Annotated in this window: 15 protein-coding genes and 1 tRNA gene; 12 read left to right on the top strand and 4 right to left on the bottom strand. The window is 70.5% G+C overall.

Annotated features, from left to right (window positions below; genetic code table 11):
* Nucleotides 1–30: 30 nt before the first annotated feature.
* From ACQBAS_RS11310 to ACQBAS_RS11280, 7 genes are all read left to right on the top strand, one after another.
* Nucleotides 31–1,890 (top strand): protein kinase domain-containing protein, encoded by a 1,860-nt coding sequence (locus tag ACQBAS_RS11310; RefSeq protein ID WP_427383911.1) that lies wholly within the window; start codon nt 31–33, stop codon nt 1,888–1,890.
* Nucleotides 1,887–3,620, top strand: coding sequence for a threonine/serine ThrE exporter family protein (locus tag ACQBAS_RS11305; RefSeq protein ID WP_427383910.1), 1,734 nt, complete (start codon nt 1,887–1,889; stop codon nt 3,618–3,620). The genes ACQBAS_RS11310 and ACQBAS_RS11305 overlap by 4 nt, the downstream gene beginning before the upstream one ends.
* 147 nt (nt 3,621–3,767) lie before the next feature.
* Nucleotides 3,768–4,481, top strand: a complete 714-nt coding sequence (locus tag ACQBAS_RS11300; protein WP_427383909.1) for a transglycosylase family protein — start codon at nt 3,768–3,770, stop codon at nt 4,479–4,481.
* A gap of 233 nt (nt 4,482–4,714) precedes the next feature.
* Nucleotides 4,715–5,428 (top strand): transglycosylase family protein, encoded by a 714-nt coding sequence (locus tag ACQBAS_RS11295; RefSeq protein ID WP_427383908.1) that lies wholly within the window; start codon nt 4,715–4,717, stop codon nt 5,426–5,428.
* A gap of 54 nt (nt 5,429–5,482) precedes the next feature.
* Nucleotides 5,483–5,555: transfer RNA gene (locus ACQBAS_RS11290), tRNA-Thr, on the top strand.
* Between the two features lie 306 nt (nt 5,556–5,861).
* Complete coding sequence (locus tag ACQBAS_RS11285) at nt 5,862–6,596, top strand: helix-turn-helix domain-containing protein (RefSeq protein ID WP_427383907.1); 735 nt, start codon at nt 5,862–5,864, stop codon at nt 6,594–6,596.
* A 55-nt stretch (nt 6,597–6,651) separates the two neighbouring features.
* The gene (locus ACQBAS_RS11280) at nt 6,652–7,323 is read left to right on the top strand and encodes a hypothetical protein (protein ID WP_427383906.1); all 672 of its coding nucleotides are present in this window, start codon (nt 6,652–6,654) and stop codon (nt 7,321–7,323) included.
* On the opposite strand, the gene ACQBAS_RS11275 is transcribed toward ACQBAS_RS11280, so the two are convergent.
* Both ACQBAS_RS11275 and ACQBAS_RS11270 read right to left on the bottom strand, forming a co-directional pair.
* A complete protein-coding gene (locus ACQBAS_RS11275; RefSeq protein ID WP_427383905.1) occupies nt 7,320–7,502 on the bottom strand; it encodes a hypothetical protein in 183 nt (60 codons plus the stop codon). The two genes, ACQBAS_RS11280 and ACQBAS_RS11275, sit on opposite strands and share 4 nt — an antisense overlap.
* A 207-nt stretch (nt 7,503–7,709) precedes the next feature.
* Complete coding sequence (locus ACQBAS_RS11270; RefSeq protein WP_427383904.1) at nt 7,710–8,003, bottom strand: hypothetical protein; 294 nt, start codon at nt 8,001–8,003, stop codon at nt 7,710–7,712.
* A gap of 263 nt (nt 8,004–8,266) precedes the next feature.
* Between ACQBAS_RS11270 and ACQBAS_RS11265 the strand changes: the two genes are divergently transcribed.
* The gene (locus tag ACQBAS_RS11265) at nt 8,267–9,085 is read left to right on the top strand and encodes an alpha/beta fold hydrolase (RefSeq protein WP_427383903.1); all 819 of its coding nucleotides are present in this window, start codon (nt 8,267–8,269) and stop codon (nt 9,083–9,085) included.
* Here ACQBAS_RS11265 and ACQBAS_RS11260 read toward each other — a convergent pair.
* The gene (locus ACQBAS_RS11260) at nt 9,046–9,582 is read right to left on the bottom strand and encodes an alpha/beta hydrolase (protein WP_427383902.1); all 537 of its coding nucleotides are present in this window, start codon (nt 9,580–9,582) and stop codon (nt 9,046–9,048) included. The genes ACQBAS_RS11265 and ACQBAS_RS11260 overlap by 40 nt on opposite strands.
* A 106-nt stretch (nt 9,583–9,688) precedes the next feature.
* Between ACQBAS_RS11260 and gabT the strand changes: the two genes are divergently transcribed.
* Together gabT and ACQBAS_RS11250 are read left to right on the top strand one after the other, a co-directional pair.
* Complete coding sequence (gabT, locus tag ACQBAS_RS11255; protein WP_427383901.1) at nt 9,689–11,020, top strand: 4-aminobutyrate--2-oxoglutarate transaminase; 1,332 nt, start codon at nt 9,689–9,691, stop codon at nt 11,018–11,020.
* Nucleotides 11,021–11,137: 117 nt separating this feature from the next.
* Nucleotides 11,138–11,725 (top strand): DoxX family protein, encoded by a 588-nt coding sequence (locus ACQBAS_RS11250; RefSeq protein WP_427383900.1) that lies wholly within the window; start codon nt 11,138–11,140, stop codon nt 11,723–11,725.
* Nucleotides 11,726–11,804: 79 nt separating this feature from the next.
* Here the strand turns inward: ACQBAS_RS11250 and ACQBAS_RS11245 are convergent, their stop codons facing one another.
* The gene (locus ACQBAS_RS11245) at nt 11,805–12,968 is read right to left on the bottom strand and encodes an acyl-CoA dehydrogenase family protein (protein ID WP_427383899.1); all 1,164 of its coding nucleotides are present in this window, start codon (nt 12,966–12,968) and stop codon (nt 11,805–11,807) included.
* Nucleotides 12,969–13,007: 39 nt separating this feature from the next.
* Between ACQBAS_RS11245 and ACQBAS_RS11240 the strand changes: the two genes are divergently transcribed.
* Together ACQBAS_RS11240 and ACQBAS_RS11235 are read left to right on the top strand one after the other, a co-directional pair.
* Nucleotides 13,008–14,165 (top strand): LCP family protein, encoded by a 1,158-nt coding sequence (locus ACQBAS_RS11240; RefSeq protein ID WP_427383898.1) that lies wholly within the window; start codon nt 13,008–13,010, stop codon nt 14,163–14,165.
* Nucleotides 14,166–14,272: 107 nt separating this feature from the next.
* Nucleotides 14,273–15,841 (top strand): DHA2 family efflux MFS transporter permease subunit, encoded by a 1,569-nt coding sequence (locus ACQBAS_RS11235; RefSeq protein WP_427383897.1) that lies wholly within the window; start codon nt 14,273–14,275, stop codon nt 15,839–15,841.
* Nucleotides 15,842–15,884 lie beyond the last annotated feature (43 nt).

Below are 15,884 nucleotides of genomic sequence, written 5' to 3'. Positions count from 1 at the left end.
CGCCCAGACTCATCCCCTAGCGTGGCGGGCATGAGCACGGAGTTCATGGCGGGTCCGACCCCCGAGGACAGCAGCGCGGGCACCCCCGACCTCCAGGACTACGCGAAGGTCGGCCCCTACCGGCTCCTCCAGCAGCTGGGTCAGGGCGGCATGGGCGTCGTCCACCTCGCGCTCGACCCCCACGGCAAGGCCGTGGCCATCAAGGTCATGCGCGCCCACGTCGCCGCCGACGCGGACGCCCGCGCCCGCCTGGCCCGCGAGGTCGAGACCTTGGGCCGGATCAAGGACCCCCGCGTGGCCGCCGTCCTGGACGCCGACGTGGACGCCGACCACCCCTACATCGTCACCCGCTACGTGCCCGGTCCCGCGCTCGACACGGTCGTGGGCGACGGCGGGCCGATGCCGCCCGCCGCGCTGCTCTCGCTCGGCAAGGGACTCGCCGGTGCGCTGCACGCGATCCACGAGGCCGGGGTCGTCCACCGGGACGTCAAGCCCGGCAATGTCCTCCTGCTCGACGACGATCCGGTGCTCATCGACTTCGGGATCGCCCACCTGCGGGACTCCTCGCGCCTGACGATGACCGGCCTCGTCATGGGGACACCCGGCTACCTGGCGCCGGAGGTGGTCGAGGGGGACGAGGTCTCCGAGGCGACGGACTGGTGGGGCTGGGCCGCGACCCTGGCCTTCGCCGCATCCGGCCGACCGCCCTTCGGCCGGGGCCAGATGGAGACCGTCCTCGCCCGGGTGGTGCGCGGGGACGCCGACCTCGGTGGCGTCGACCCCGACCTGCGACCGCTCCTCTTCGCGGCGCTGTCGCCCCGCCCCGCGGAGCGTCCCGACGATGGTGAGGTCATCGCCGCGCTGCAGCGCTACGCCCAGGGGCGTCCCGTGACCGAGGCGCTGCCCCACCGCGTGCGGACCGAAGCCGCGGCGGCGCACGACGCACGGGCCGGTGCCGCGCACACCCAACGGCTCCAGGCTCCGGGGGAGCCGGGTACGAGGGTCCTGCCGGTGGCGGCGCAGCCGCGGCCGGCGCACGTTCCGCAGCCCGCGACGGCAGCGGCATCTGGACCGCAGCAGGCGCCCCAGCCTGCGCCGTACCAGCCCGTCCAGCCGCTCGCGCCGGCGGCCAAGGGGGCGCCCGCGCCCGCCCTCTCGCCCATGGCCCCCGTCACCCGAGACGACGCACGCGTCGTCAACTGGCCGGCCCCGGTCCCGCCCACCCCGGGGGAGGTTCAGCCGTGGCCCGGACGTGGCGCGCGGGGGGCGGCCGATCCTCGCATCGGACGTCCGCAACGCACCGGCACCCTCGCGGCCGCGCTCGCGGCGGGCGTCGCCGGCATGGCCGCAGCGCCCGTCGTGACCGGGGCGGTGGCGCTCCTGGGGATCGCCCTGGCCCGCACGACGGATCGCTCGATGACGTCGATCGTCATGCGCCGCTACCACCACGGGCTGCGCCGAGGCGACGTGCCGATGGCCGTCCTCGCGTCCCCGTGGCACCTGGTCACGGCGGTCGTCTCGACGATCGTCAGCGCCCTGCTCCCCGTGATCATCGGGGTGTCCGCGACCTTCTGCGCCGCCCTCGTCCTTGGTGCCGCGACGGGGTCGACGCCGCGACCCGGATCCGCGATCCCGCTCGCGGTCGGCGCCCTGCTCGGTGCGCTCATGGCGTGGTGGGGCCCCGGTGGCGCCTCGCTGCGTCGTGGGACGCGCAGCATCGTGCGGGGCACGACGGGCGCGGGGCCGGGGGCGACCTTCGCGGTGGTGGTGCTCCTGCTGATCGCCGCGGTCGCCGGAGCCTGGGTCACCCTCCGCCTCGGCGACCCGACGTGGTGGCCGACCGTTGACGGGCCCGGCCCGTTCGGCGAGGGCGGGATCACGCTGCCGTGACGCCCCGACGCACGACGCCCGGTCACCCCGACGCCGACGGGGACCCCGCAGGCGTCGACCACGGCGCCATGCCGCGCTCCGTCCGGCGCCCCCGACCGGGGACGGCAGCGGCTGCGACGACCACGTCGGCGACGAACGCGACCCCTGACATCGATCCCGAGACCCTCGCCCCGCCCGCGAAGGAGCCCAACGCGGCGCTCCCGGCCGTGGGGGTCGACGGACCGCTCGCGGACCTCGCCTCCGGCCCCATCCGTGGCGGTGCCCCCGGTCGAGGCGCCGCTCGGCGCGCGGCGCGGATCAACAAGCTCCGCGAGCGCGCGACGTGGCGCGGCGACACCCCCACCGAGAGCATGCCGATGCTCGACGCCCTGCGTGGGTCGCCCTACCGCGACCCCCGCGTCACCCGGGCCGTGGCCGAGGAACGCGAGGCGGCCGCGGCCATGGATCTCGGCCTGCGCATCGGCGACGTCATGCTGCGCTGCGGCGCGGGCGCCCCTCAGGTCGAGGCCGCCCTGCTCGCGGTCGGACTCGCGACCGGTCTCGCGAGCCTCGATGTCGACATCACCGTGCAGTCGCTGCTCATGCAGGCGCGCACGGCCTCGGGGCAGGTCATCACGCGGCTGCGGGTGGTGCGTTCGACACAGCGCGACTACGGCCGTCTGGGCGACGTGCACCAGCTCGTCGACGACATCGTCTCCGGCGACGTCAGCGTCGACGAGGCCACGACCCGCCTGCGGGCCATCCGCCGGGCGCCGCGTACGTGGTCGCGCTGGGTCATCGCCTTCGCGACCGGGCTGATCGCGGCGGGTGTCGCGCTGTCCCTGGGTGCCGGACTGGTCGCATCCCTGTTCTCGATGCTCACCGGGGTGGTCGTCGATCGCCTCACCCGCTGGCTCGATCGGTACGGGATCCCGGACTTCTACCTCGGCGCGCTCGGCGGTTTCGTCGCGACGCTGCTCGCCTGGGCCGCCTACGCCATGGGGCGCTACGACTGGGTGCCGATCACGCCGTCCGACTTCGCCTTCCTCGTCGCCGGCGGCATCGTCGCCCTGCTTCCGTCGCGGACCATTGCCTCGGCGATGGAGGACGTCATCTCGGGCTACCCCGTGACGGGCACCGCGCGCATGTTCGCGGTCCTCTTCCACACTTTCGGCCTGGCCATCGGCGTGGCCGCCGCCCTCGCCGTGACCCTGCGCGGCGCCGACGTGATGGGGCTCGAGCTCACGGCGCCCCCCATCGAGAAGCTGGCCTGGGCATCGGGCTCGCTCACGGTCCTCTTCATCGGTTCGGGCATCGTCGCCATCGCGGGTGCCGTGACGATGCAGGCCCGCCGGCGCATGTTGTTGCCGAGCGCGCTCGTCGGCCTGGTCGGCGTCGGCATCGCCGCGGGCCTGGGGCAACTCGACGTCGGTCGGGTCACGGCGACGGGCATTGCCTCGATCGTCATGGCCTTCATCGCACGGGTCGTCGCCCTGCGGCTCGGGGCGCCGGGCATGGTGCTGGCCGTGCCGGCCTCCTTCGCCCTCCTGCCCGGTCTGTCGATCTTCGTCGGCCTCCATCGGCTCGTCGGCGGCGGCAGCGACTTCCAGTCGGCCGGTTGGACCACGCTGCTCAGCGCACTCGGCATCATCATGGCGATCGCCACGGGATCGACCCTCGGGGAGCTGCTGGCCTCGCCGCTCGACCGCGGCGTCGGTCGTCGCCGTCGCCGGCACTCCCGCACGGGCTGACCGCGCTCGTCCACAGGACGTCACGGGCGTGGAGGTCCGTCCCCAGATCTCGCTCACAGGGTTGATCTGGAAGGTCACGAACAGGTAACGTCGCTGGGAGCCGAGGGTCAGATGACCCGACAGCCTCCCCTGGAAGGAAATCTCCTGATGTTCTACGCCCCCAAGCACGCCACTCCGAAGCAGGCCTCCGCCGTTCGTCGGCGGGCCGCAGGCATCGCCGTGGCTGGTGTGGCCACCGCTGGCGCTCCCTTCGTCATGGCTGAGTCGGCCTCTGCCGCGACCGTCTGGGACGCCGTCGCCGCGTGCGAGTCCGGTGGCAACTGGTCGATCAACACCGGCAACGGCTTCTACGGCGGTCTGCAGTTCACGACCCAGACCTGGCAGGGCTTCGGCGGCGGCAAGTACGCCTCCAATGCGCACCTCGCCACGAAGTCCCAGCAGATCGAGATCGCGCAGAAGGTCCTCGCGGTGCAGGGCCCGGGCGCTTGGCCCGTCTGCTCCGTGCGCGCCGGCCTGACCAAGGCCAACGGTGGGGCGACCACGAACACGACCACGGCGCCGCGCACGACGACCACGACGTCGCGCGACACCACGCGGGTCCAGACGGGCGCGCTCGTCGTCGACGGCGTCCTCGGCCCGAAGACGAAGGCCGCGACCGAGCGTTGGGTCGGCGGCTCCGCCAACGGCGCCCTCGACTCGGCGGACATCCGCGCACTCCAGGGCAAGCTCGGTGTCGCCCAGGACGGCATCGTCGGCCCGATCACGACGACCGCGCTGCAGGCGCTCGTCGGTGCGGCGCAGGACGGCATCTGGGGCCACGAGACGACCTCGAAGCTGCAGTCCTACCTCAACGCCCGCTGATCTCCGCCGGCTGAGTCCGGCAGGTCCACGCGACGGCCCGCTTCCCTTCGGGGAGGCGGGCCGTTCGGCGTCGATGGGGGCTTGTGGGCGCCGGTCTGGGGCAGGAGTTACAAGTATGTATTTATGTGACAACTGTTGTCTCCTGTGAATTCTGTGACCTAGCGTCCTCGACGGTGCTCCTCCGACGTCCCGTCACCTACCCCCTGGGGTGCGCCTTGCGAAAGGACCCACTCATGTTCACGACCAACGACTTCCCGGACCTTGCCCCGGCCGCACCGCGCCGCACGCGTCGCCGCCTCGCTGGCACCGTCGTCGCCGCCGCCACGCTCGTCGCCGGGGGCATCTCGGCGGCGTCCGTCGCGGGCGCCGCCGAGACCGTCTGGGACCGCGTCGCGACGTGCGAGAGCGGGGGGAACTGGCACATCAACACGGGGAACGGCTACTACGGCGGCCTCCAGTTCAGCTATCAGACGTGGAAGGGGTTCGGCGGGCAGACCTACGCCGTCACCGCCGACCGGGCCAGCAAGGCCCAGCAGATCGCCATCGCCCAGAAGGTGCTCAAGGTCCAGGGCCCCGGCGCATGGCCCGTCTGCTCCGTGCGGGCTGGCCTCACGGTCACCAACGGTCTCGCCGTCAACCCGTGGGGTGACCGCGACGACGACACGACCTCCCGCGACGACGTCCGCGGCGCCCTCACGGTCGACGGCGTCCGTGGCCCGATGACGAACCGCGCCATCGAGACGTGGGTCGGCGGCAGCGTCGACGGCTCGCTCTCGAGCAACGACGTGCGCCTCCTCCAGCGCAAGGTCGGCGCGCTCGCCGACGGCGTGATCGGCCCCGTCACGACGCGTGCGCTGCAGGGTCGCGTCGGTGCCGTCATCGACGGCATCTGGGGCGCCGAGACGACGTCCAAGCTGCAGGCCTACCTCAACCGCGTCCTGGGCTGAGCGGCCCCCTTCGCCGCCCACGTTAGGATCGTCGCCGCCCCCTTCGGGGGGCGTGCTGGCGTGGCGCAATCGGTAGCGCACCTGTCTTGTAAACAGGGGGTTAGGGGTTCAAGTCCCCTCGCCAGCTCAACGTAGGTATTGCCCAAAACCCTTGTCCTGTACTGCTATTGAGCACGCGCCGCAGCGCTTTCGGTGGGGACAGGGGTGATCACGAATGATAGGCATGAGTATCCGACGACGGCGGCGGTGATGTCGCTCCCTTGAGAGGTGCATCGATGCGCACGGACATGCCGCAAAGTCGGGCGTTGCACTCGGCCGAGCTGGCGGCGCAGGCGCGAGGAGGGGGCCGGCGAGGTGAGGCGGCGTTGCGGGAATACTATAAGTTCTTATATGGTTGCTGTAAACCTCTAAGACCTTATAGGGAAGTAGCAACATGTCCGAGGCGTACGTCAGCGTGTCCGAAGCCGCGAAGGCGCTCGGCGTCCACCCGCAGCGCATCCATCAGCGCATCCGGGAAGGTTCGCTGCCCGCGAAAAAGGTGGGGCACCAATGGGCAGTCGAGATGAGCGACCTGCGTCGAATCGAGCACCACGCCGGGCCCGGGCGCCCTCTATCGGCCAAGTCCGCGTGGGATCTGCTCGCGGTCGCCGCAGGCGATGAGAACGCATCAAGGCTGAGCCCCTCAGCCAGATCGCGCGCTCGGTCGCGCTTGCGCAACCTGCTCGCGCATGCATCCTCCGCCGAGCTAGAGGCAGCCGCTGCGCTACTCATGAACGCGTTGCGTAACCGAGCTGACCGCGTCCTGTTCGCCGCCTCGCCGCGTGACCTGCCAGACATCTGCGACGACGCACGCGTCCATCTCTCCGGCGTCTCCCTGCCTGGGTCAAACATGTCTGTCGGCGCTGTCGCGGAGGGATATGTGTCCCGCAACGACGTCGATGACCTGGTCGAGCACTTCCTGCTCTCCCCTGCCGACCACTCCCGGGCCAACGTCATCCTGCATGTCGTCCCTCCATGGGCGGATCACCAGGCCCTTGACGACGTTGTACGGTCCCAGCTCGCCCTCGCAGCTGACCTAGCAGAGCACGACGGCGTCCGCGAGAAGAACGAGGCGATCCGCGTTGTCGCCGACCTGCGTGCGCACCTCTCCGGATCCAACCGTGGCTGAGCCCACGCTCCTGCCCGCCATGAACGTGGCACAAGGACAGTCTTGGCACGCTCTGATGGACCTCTACGAGCGTGTCAGCACCGACTGGGCTTTGATCGGCGGCCAGCTGGTGCATCTGCACTGCGCCGAGCGTGGAGTCTCACCGACGCGCCCGACTAACGACGCAGACACGGTGGTCGACATCCGAGCTTCCCAATCGATGCTGGCGACCTTCACCGGTGCGCTCATAGATATGGGCTTCAAACCCGAGATCTCCGGCGACGGCATCCAGCACCGCTGGCGCCGCGACGAAGCCCAGCTCGACGTCCTCATTCCCGAAGGGGCAGGCGTGAGGGCGACCGCGCTCACCGGGGCCGGCGGGGCACCGACCATCGCAGCGCCGGGCACTACTCAGGCACTGAATCGCAGCGAGCCGGTCGCGATCCTGGTCGAGGGACGCTCTGGGACCGTGCTGCGTCCGAATCTGGTTGGCGCGCTCGTCGGTAAGGCAGCCGCCAGAACCGAGATCGCCAAGGACCGAACCAGCGCGCGCCACTGCACCGATTTCGTGGTGCTGGCCAACCTCATCTCGGCTCGCGACTTCCGAGAGACTGAACTGTCGAGAAAAGATCGAGCCCGGCTGCGCAAGATGCTCGTCGTCTGCCGCGGCGACAGTGCCGCGATGTCAGTGGAGAATGCCCCCGAAGCCCTAGAAAGGCTCGAGCGTGCGGCGAAGCTGAGCGGCTAGGCGAGGACGATGACGACGATGATGAGGAAGGTCATGATGAGGAAGGTCATGATCAGACAGATGAGCAGCGATGCCGGGGCCACCGCGATTCCGCTTGGGCGGCGATAGGCGTTCGGTCCGATCGAGATGATCGCCGCCCCTCGCAGCTGGTCGCCGTGGTACCTCCGAAGACGCAGCATCGGGACAGGTGCACAGAATGTCGCACGACACAGGTAGCCACTCGATGTCTTCTGGATCGCACGCGGGACGCACATCGCCCTCCTATCCACCGGCGGAGGGCGCGTTTTCGCAGGTCAGGGCATTCTCAGACCGCTGACCGCGAGACCTTGTAAACAGGGGTTGAGGGCTCAAGTCCCTTCGCCAGCTCTCTCATCAGGCAAGACGCATCATTCATTGCCCTGCTCCTGCCCGAAGCCTCCACTTATGCCTCCACTTTCGACCTCGGGGGCGGTGCGCGGGTCGACCGCTTCGAGCGCTGCGAGCACCCTCGGATCGGTCTCGCCTCGACCCAGATAGACGTCCTGCGTCATCGACACCCGCGAGTGGCCGAGCTGGTCCGCGATGATCCGCGCCGTGACCCCGGACCCGTCGAGGATGTTCGCCATCGTCTTGCGCCAGGCGTGCGAGCTCACCCACTCCAGGGCACTGTCCAGGCGCACCTCGTACAGCCACCGACTCACCGTGCGCGGCTCACGGAAGCCACCATCGACGGTGCTGAAGACCGGTTCATCCGGCCCCACCCCGACCGCAGTGCGCCGCCGCAACATCGCCACGCACCACTGAGGAAGGGAAGGAGCCGCTGCCCGGCCGCCGACTTCGTGGGCTTGCGGATCAACCCCTGACGCGTGACCCGGATCAGCGTGGAGGTCACCTCGACCGTGGCCGCCTCCAGATCGACCTCCGACCACAGAACCGCGACGACTTCCCTGTGGTGGGATCAGGTATGCAGCACGCAACGTCGGGCGACGGCACACGGATCTCCTTCAACCGGGTGGGCAGTGGGCTGCCCGTCGTCATCGTGGGCGGAGCGTTCTCGACCGCCGAGGCGGGGACGCCACTGGCCGAGGCGTTGGCGGACGTGGGCCTGCAGGGCGTGACGGTCGACCGTCGGGCCCGCGGGGGCAGCGGCGACACCGCCCCGTACCTGCCGATTCGTGAAGCCGAAGACCTCGCCGCCGTCATCGACGCCGTCGGCGGCGAGGCTGCCGTGCTGGGCCACTCCTCCGGTGCCGTGCTGGGCCTGTTCGCCGCGGCCGAGGGCGTGCCGATGCGGCACCTCTTCCTCTCCGAGCCGCCGTTCCGCTTCGGCGAGGGCGAGCCGCCGGCGGATCTGCCCGCACGCCTGCAGTCGCTCGTTGACGACGGGCGCGGAGGCGAGGCCGTCGTCCTGTTCCAGCGCGAGGGCGTGGGGCTGCCGGAGCCGGTGATCGAGCAGATCCGCTCCAGCCCCCTCTTCGCCGCCCTCGTCCCGCTCGCCCAGTCGACCGTCTACGACGCCGTGCTCACCGCGGCCGTCTCGACGCCGACGGCGGCGATGATCGATCCGCCCGTCCCCGTGACGATCCTGCGCGGTGACCCGACCTTCCCCCTGCTCGTCGCGGCGACCGACCGGCTCGCCGAGGTGATGCACGAGGCGGAGTTGGTGGTCGTCCCGGAATCGCGCGATCACGGGCTCGACCCGGCCGGGACCGTCCGTGAGATTCGTCGCCGGCTGGCGGCGGATCAGTCGATCAGCCGGTCGAGGAGTTCGAACGACTCATAGGGCTGGTCGACGTCCCCGAAGTGGCCGTCGTCGCGGATGATCTGGGTGCCGCCGAGCTGCTCGAACATGGCCCGGCCCTGCGCGTCGTCACATCCATACGGGTCCTCACGGGAGTTGATGAAGTAGAGGTCCCGGACGTGCGAGCGGATCGCCGCCCAGTCGTATCGCTCCTGGAGCACGGGCTCGTCCTCGGTGTTGGGCGGCGTGCAGTACCCGGCGACGAGGATGGCCTGCGCCACCGTCGTGTCGATGTGCTCCAGCAGCGCCAACAGCAGGGCCGCCCCGCCCGAGTGGCCGACGAGCACGGTGTGTTCGTCGAAGGTGTGATTGGCCAGGACCGTCGGCAGGAAGGTCGCGATGGGCTCCACGTTGAGGGTGGGATAGTGCGCCGCCTCGACCGTGTAGCCGCGGTCGGTGAGCCGTTGTCGCAGCCAGGGAAGCCAGACGACATCGGGGTGAGCGGCGGTGCCGTGGAAGAGGATCGCCTTGCGGTTCATGCGCTGTCCTTTCGTGGGGCCTGGCGCTGGTCGCCGGGGCGCGATGACAGCGGCGGCGCGGGGGGTGCACGATGTCGTCGTCACCCCCACGTCAGACGGGACCATCATGATCGAGCAGCAGCGCATCCTCGCCACCGCCATCCCCGGGCCGGCCTCCACCGAGTTGCACCAGCGCAAACTCGCCACGGTCGCCTCGGGCGTCGGGACGGGGCTGCCCGTCTACGTCGAGGCGGCCGAGGGCGGGATCGTGCGCGACGTCGACGGCAACCAGCTCATCGACTTCGGTTCCGGCATCGCCGTGACCTCGGTGGGCAACCGCAACCAGCGCGTCATCGACGCCGTGACGGCGCAGATCAACGACTTCACGCACACGTGCTTCATGGTGACGCCCTACGAGGAGTACGTCGCCGTGTGCGAGGAGCTCGCCGACGTCACCCCCGGCGACCACGAGAAGCGGTCGGCCCTCTTCAACTCGGGCGCGGAAGCGGTCGAGAACGCGGTCAAGATCGCCCGGTCGGCCACGGGTCGCCCGGCCGTGGTCACCTTCGAGCACGCCTACCACGGTCGCACCAACCTCACGATGGCGCTGACGGCCAAGAACATGCCCTACAAGCAGGGCTTCGGCCCCTTCGCCGGCGAGATCTACCGCGCGCCGATGGCCTACCCCTACCGCTGGCCGGGCGGCCCGCAGGCCTGCGCCGACGAGGCGCTCTCCACCGTCATCGACACCGTCCACGCCCAGGTGGGGGAGGGCAACACGGCGGCCGTCATCCTCGAGCCGATCCAGGGTGAGGGCGGGTTCATCGTCCCGCCGCCCGGCTTCGTCGCCGGGCTCGCCGACTGGTGCCGCGAGCACGGCATCGTCTTCATCGCCGACGAGATCCAGTCCGGCTTCTGCCGCACGGGCGACTGGTTCGCCTCGGACCACGAAGGGGTCGTCCCCGACCTCATCACGACGGCGAAGGGGATCGCCGGCGGTATGCCGCTCGCGGCCGTCACCGGTCGCGCCGACCTCATGGACGCCGTCCACGCCGGTGGCCTGGGCGGCACCTACGGCGGCAACCCGGTGGCCTGCGCCGCGGGGCTCGCCTCGATCGAGACGATGCGCGAGGACGACCTCGCGGGGCGGGCGCGGGAGATCGAGGCGCTCGTCGTGCCGAGGCTGCGTGCCCTGGCGGAGCGGACCGGTGTCATCGGCGACATCCGCGGTCGCGGTGCCATGCTCGCCATCGAGCTCGTCTCCGATCTCGAGGCGAAGACGCCGGACGCCGCACTCGCCGCCGCCGTCAACGCGGGCTGCCACAGCCGGGGGCTGATCACGTTGACGTGTGGCACCTATGGCAACGTCTTCCGCTTCCTGCCGCCGCTGACGATCGGGGACGAGCTGCTGACCGAAGGGCTCGACATCCTCGAGGAGGCCTTCGACGCTGCCCTCTGAAGAAATTTCCACGAAGTTTCCCGAAGTGGCATCCGGTGCCTCCTTGGTACTACTACACTCGGTAGTACCAACAGGATGGTCCTGCTGGAACCATCAGCTCGGGAGGCTGAAAGCATCATGAGCACCCACTCCGCCAGCCACGGGATTGGCGCGCGGCGCCACCTTGTCAGCGACACAGTCGTCGGCGATGTCGTCCACCAGGAGGACGTCGTCACCTCCCCGTTCCTGCGGCAGATCCTCGCCGCGGGCCGGATCTTCATCGGGTTCACCTTCCTGTGGGCCTTCATCGACAAGCTGTTCGGCCTGGGTTACGCGACTCCCTCCGAGCGCGCATGGATCAACGGCGGTACCCCCGCTCAGGGGTTCATGAAGAACATCGAGGGACCGACCAGCGGGTTCTTCTCCTCCATCGCTGGCCCCTGGGCCGACTGGCTGTTCATGGCCGGCCTCCTCGGCATCGGTGTCGCGATGATCGTCGGCGCGGGCCTCAAGCTCGCGGCCTGGTCCGGGACTCTGCTTCTCGCCCTGATGTGGGTCGCCGAGTTCCCCATCGGTCAGGCGGGCATGGGCTTCAACAACCCGCTCGTCGACAGCCACTGGATCGAGGCGGCGCTGCTCCTCATCTCCGCCTACAGCCTGTCGGGTGACACCTGGGGCCTCGGCCGCTGGTGGAGCCGCATCGCGGGCAACGGATGGCTTCGCTGACCTGACGCAAGAAGCGCCACACCCGATCCGGGCGTGGCGCTTCTTCGTTGTCCGGCGTTGGTCCGCCGCGGCGGGTCGCTCAGCGCGGCAGGAGGTGCCGGCTGATCACGAGCCGCTGGATCTGGTTCGTCCCCTCAAAGATCTGCGTCACCTTCGCCTCGCGGAACCACCGCTCGACGGGGAAGTCCTGCGTGTAGCCCGCGCCGCCGAGGACCTGGATCGCGTCCGTGGTCACGCGCATGGCCGCATCGGTCGCCACGAGCTTGGCCACGGCCGCCTCCTTGCTGAAGGGGCGCCCCGCGTCCTTGAGTCGGGCGGCGTGCAGATAGGTCGCCCGTGCGCTCGTCACGGCCGCCTCCATGTCGGCCAGCAGGAAGGCGAGTCCCTGGTTCGAGCCGATCGTGCGGCCGAACTGGACGCGCTCACCGGCGTAGGTGGCCGCGGCATCGAGGGCGGCCTGCGCGAGGCCGGTTGACCCGGCAGCGATCCCGAGCCGGCCGGCGTCGAGTGCCGACAGCGCGATGGCCATGCCCTGCCCGACCTCGCCGACGAGCCGGTCGCCGCCCACCTCCACGCCGTCGAAGATGACCTCGCCGACGGTGTCGCCGTGCAGCCCCATCTTGCGCTCGGGCGTGCCGAACGACAGCCCGGGTGAATCGGCGGGGACGATGAAACAGGAGAGCCCGCGCCCGCCGTCGTCGGACGTGCGCGCGAAGGTCGTGTAGTAGTCCGCGTGGCCCGCGTGCGAGATCCACGCCTTGCGCCCCTTCAGGGCCCACCCGTCCCCGGACCGGGTCGCGCGCGTCGTCATCGAGGCGACGTCGGAGCCGGCCTGCTGCTCGGACAACCCATAGGCGCCGAGCTGGTCGCCCGAGAGCATGCCGGGCAGCAGGGCGGCCTGCATGTCGGTCGACCCATGGGTCGCCACGGGGAAACACGTCAGTGCGTGCACGGACGTCCCGACCGCCACGCTCATCCACGCGCTCGCGATCTCCTCGACGACCTGGAGGTAGACCTCGTAGGGCTGTCCGCCGCCTCCGTGCTCCTCGGGGTAGGGGAGCGAGAGCAGCCCCGCCTTGCCGAGAGTCGTGAAGACGTCGCGGGGGAAGGCTGCGTGCGGATCGCTGGCGGCACGGGCCTCGATGTCGTCGACGGCGGGCCGCAGGGTGCGGTCGCAGATGTCGCGGGTCAGGTCGATCAGGTCCTGGCTGATCTCGGTCGGCATCAGCCTCGTTGCTGGCATGCGGGTGACCTTACCCGGCGGTGTTCTACCGTGGCTCGCATGCCGACCCAGCCCCACCGCCCGATCCGCCGCCGCGATCTCCTCGCCTGTCTGGGTGGGGGCGCGATGCTCGCGGCGTGCAGCGCGCCCGACGAGTCGCAGGACGGGACGCCCCCGAGCGCGACCTCCTCGTCGTCGACCCCGCCTGCCTCGTCGACGTCGTCGACGAGCGACGCGGCGGCCCGTGGCCTGACGGTCGTCGGCGGCCCGGCCGCCCTCGCCCGAGCCGTCGAGCCGCGCTATGCGGCGGAGCCGGCCGTGAAGGGGCGCGCCCACCTCGGATCCTGGAAGGGGGACCGCGTCGCCGTCGTCACCGTCGGCAAGGACGTCACCCTCGCCGTGGAGTCCGGGACATCGTGGAAGGTCGTCGGTGGGTGGTGGCCGTCGCTGGGCCAGGACGCGCCTCGGGTCGGCTCGGCACGGCACGTCCTCGTCCTCGGTTCCGACGCCCGACCGGGGCAGAAAGTCAGTCGCTCGCGTGGGGATGCCATCCAACTCCTCGGGGTCGACGGCGACGGCGGTGGGGGAGTGCTCGGTTTTGCGCGGGACCTGTGGGTGCCCATCGCCGGGGGCGGGCAGAGCAAGATCAACGCGGCCCTGTCGCTCCACGGCCCGGACGCCATGCGCCGCACCGTCTCCGACCTCACCGACATCCCCATCAGCGGGTACGTCCTCACCGGGTTCGCCGGCTTCACCAGGATGGTCGACGACCTCGGCCAGATCCCCTTCACCTCGCCGGAGGCGTGGACCGGCATCGGCGTCAACCTCACGGTCCGCAAGGGCTATCAGCGGTTCAACGGGCGCGAGGCGCTCGCCTACGCGCGCGAACGCAAGGTCCACCCGGGCGGCGACTTCGATCGGTCACGCAATCAGGGTCGACTGCTCGCCGCGGCGGCCAAGGAGGCCCGAGCCCAGGGCGCCGCCGTGCTGCCGAAGGCCCTCTCGGTGCTGTCCCGGTTCTGTGAGAGCGACCTCGACGCCGCGCAGATGCTGACCTTCGCGGCGGCCGTGCTGCGGGCGCGCTCCGATCGATTCGGGGCGGCCGTGGCGAAGGGGCCCACCGGGATGAGCAGCGACGGTCAGTCGATCGTCCGGCTGGATGACGCGTCGCGGGCCGCCTTCCGCAGCTTCCGTTCGGGTGCCCTGCCCCGCGGCTGAAGGCCAGGGGGAAGTCGGTCGAGGGCGCGCTGCGGAGGCCCTAGAATACTTGTGCGCTGCAACCAGCGCCCCTTCTTCCCCTTCACCCACTGACGCAAGGAACTGTCTTGTCCTCCACCCCTGTGGCCGAACCCGCGGCCACCTCCCCGTCCGCTGCACCGGAGAAGTTGGACAAGGACGTCCTGCTCGTCGCCGGCGTCGTCGTCCTCTCGGCCATCATGTCGATCCTCGACGTGACGGTCGTCAGTGTCGCGCTGCCGACCTTCATGGCTGAGTTCAGCGCGAGCTATGCGCAGGTCGCGTGGACGATGACGGGCTACACGCTCGCCCTCGCCACCGTCATCCCGCTCACCGGTTGGGCCGCGGACCGCTTCGGCACCAAGCGCCTCTTCATGGCCGCCATCGCCCTCTTCGTCGCCGGATCTCTGCTCTGCGCGACGGCGTCGAGCATCGAGACCCTCGTCGCCTACCGCGTCCTCCAGGGCCTCGGTGGCGGCATGCTCATGCCGCTCGGCATGACGATCATGACGCGCGCGGCGGGTCCGCAGCGCATCGGTCGCGTCATGGCCGTCCTCGGCGTCCCCATGCTGCTCGGCCCGATCTTCGGCCCGATCCTCGGTGGTTGGCTCATCGACTCGGCCACGTGGCACTGGATCTTCCTCATCAACCTGCCGATCGGGATCATCGCCCTCGTCTACGCGGCACTCATCCTCCCCAAGGACCACACCGAGCCGAGCGAGAGCTTCGACTTCGTCGGCATGCTCCTGCTGTCGCCGGGGCTGGCCCTCTTCCTCTACGGCGTCTCGTCCATCCCCGAGACCGGCACCGTGGCCGCGACGAAGGTGCTCGTGCCGGGCCTCATCGGTCTGGGTCTGATCGTCCTCTTCGTCCTGCGCTCGCTCTTCACGAGCGTCGCGCACCCGCTCATCGACCTGCACCTCTTCAAGAACCGTCAGCTGACGATCTCCGTCATCACGATGACGCTCTTCGCCGTCGCGTTCTTCGGCGCGGGCATCCTCTTCCCGAGCTACTTCCTGCAGATCCGCGGTGAGACGACCCTCAAGGCCGGTGTCCTCCTGGCGCCGCAGGGTCTCGGCGCGATGCTCAGCATGCCGATCGCCGGCATGCTCGCCGACAAGATCGGCGCGGGCAAGATCGTGCTCTTCGGCACGGCGGTCATCACGGCCTCGATGGCCGTCTTCACCCAGGTGTCGCCCACGACGTCCTACGAGCTGCTCCTGGGCGCCCTCTTCGTCATGGGCATCGGCCTCGGCGCCACGATGATGCCGACCATGACGGCGGCGCTGCAGACGCTGACCGACCACAACATCGCGCGCGGTTCGACGCTGATGAACGTCATCCAGCAGGTGGCCGGCTCCATCGGCACCGCGGTCATGTCGGTCGTCCTGACCAACGCCTACCTCGCGCGTCCGTCGGCGGCCCAGGTCGCCGCCGCCAGCGAGGCCGGGGGACCGGCCGCCGTGCAGCAACTGCCGCCGGAGACGATCGCCGCCGGCCTCGTCGAGCTCGCCGAGTCGTTCGGCGTCGCCTTCACCGTGGCGACCGTGCTCGTCGGCCTCTGCCTCATCCCGGCGTTCTTCCTGCCGCGCACGCCGCCGGAGCGCCCGCACGACCCCGAGGGGCAGGCGGAGCACACGCCGCTCATCGTCCACTGAGTGGGCTGAGTGGTCAGACGGCGAAGGGGGCCGGTCCGAGTGG

The sequence above is a fragment of the Janibacter zhaoxuefangae genome, assembly GCF_050271985.1.
Classification (GTDB): Bacteria; Actinomycetota; Actinomycetes; order Actinomycetales; family Dermatophilaceae.
This window is presented reverse-complemented; position numbering and strand designations above follow the sequence as displayed.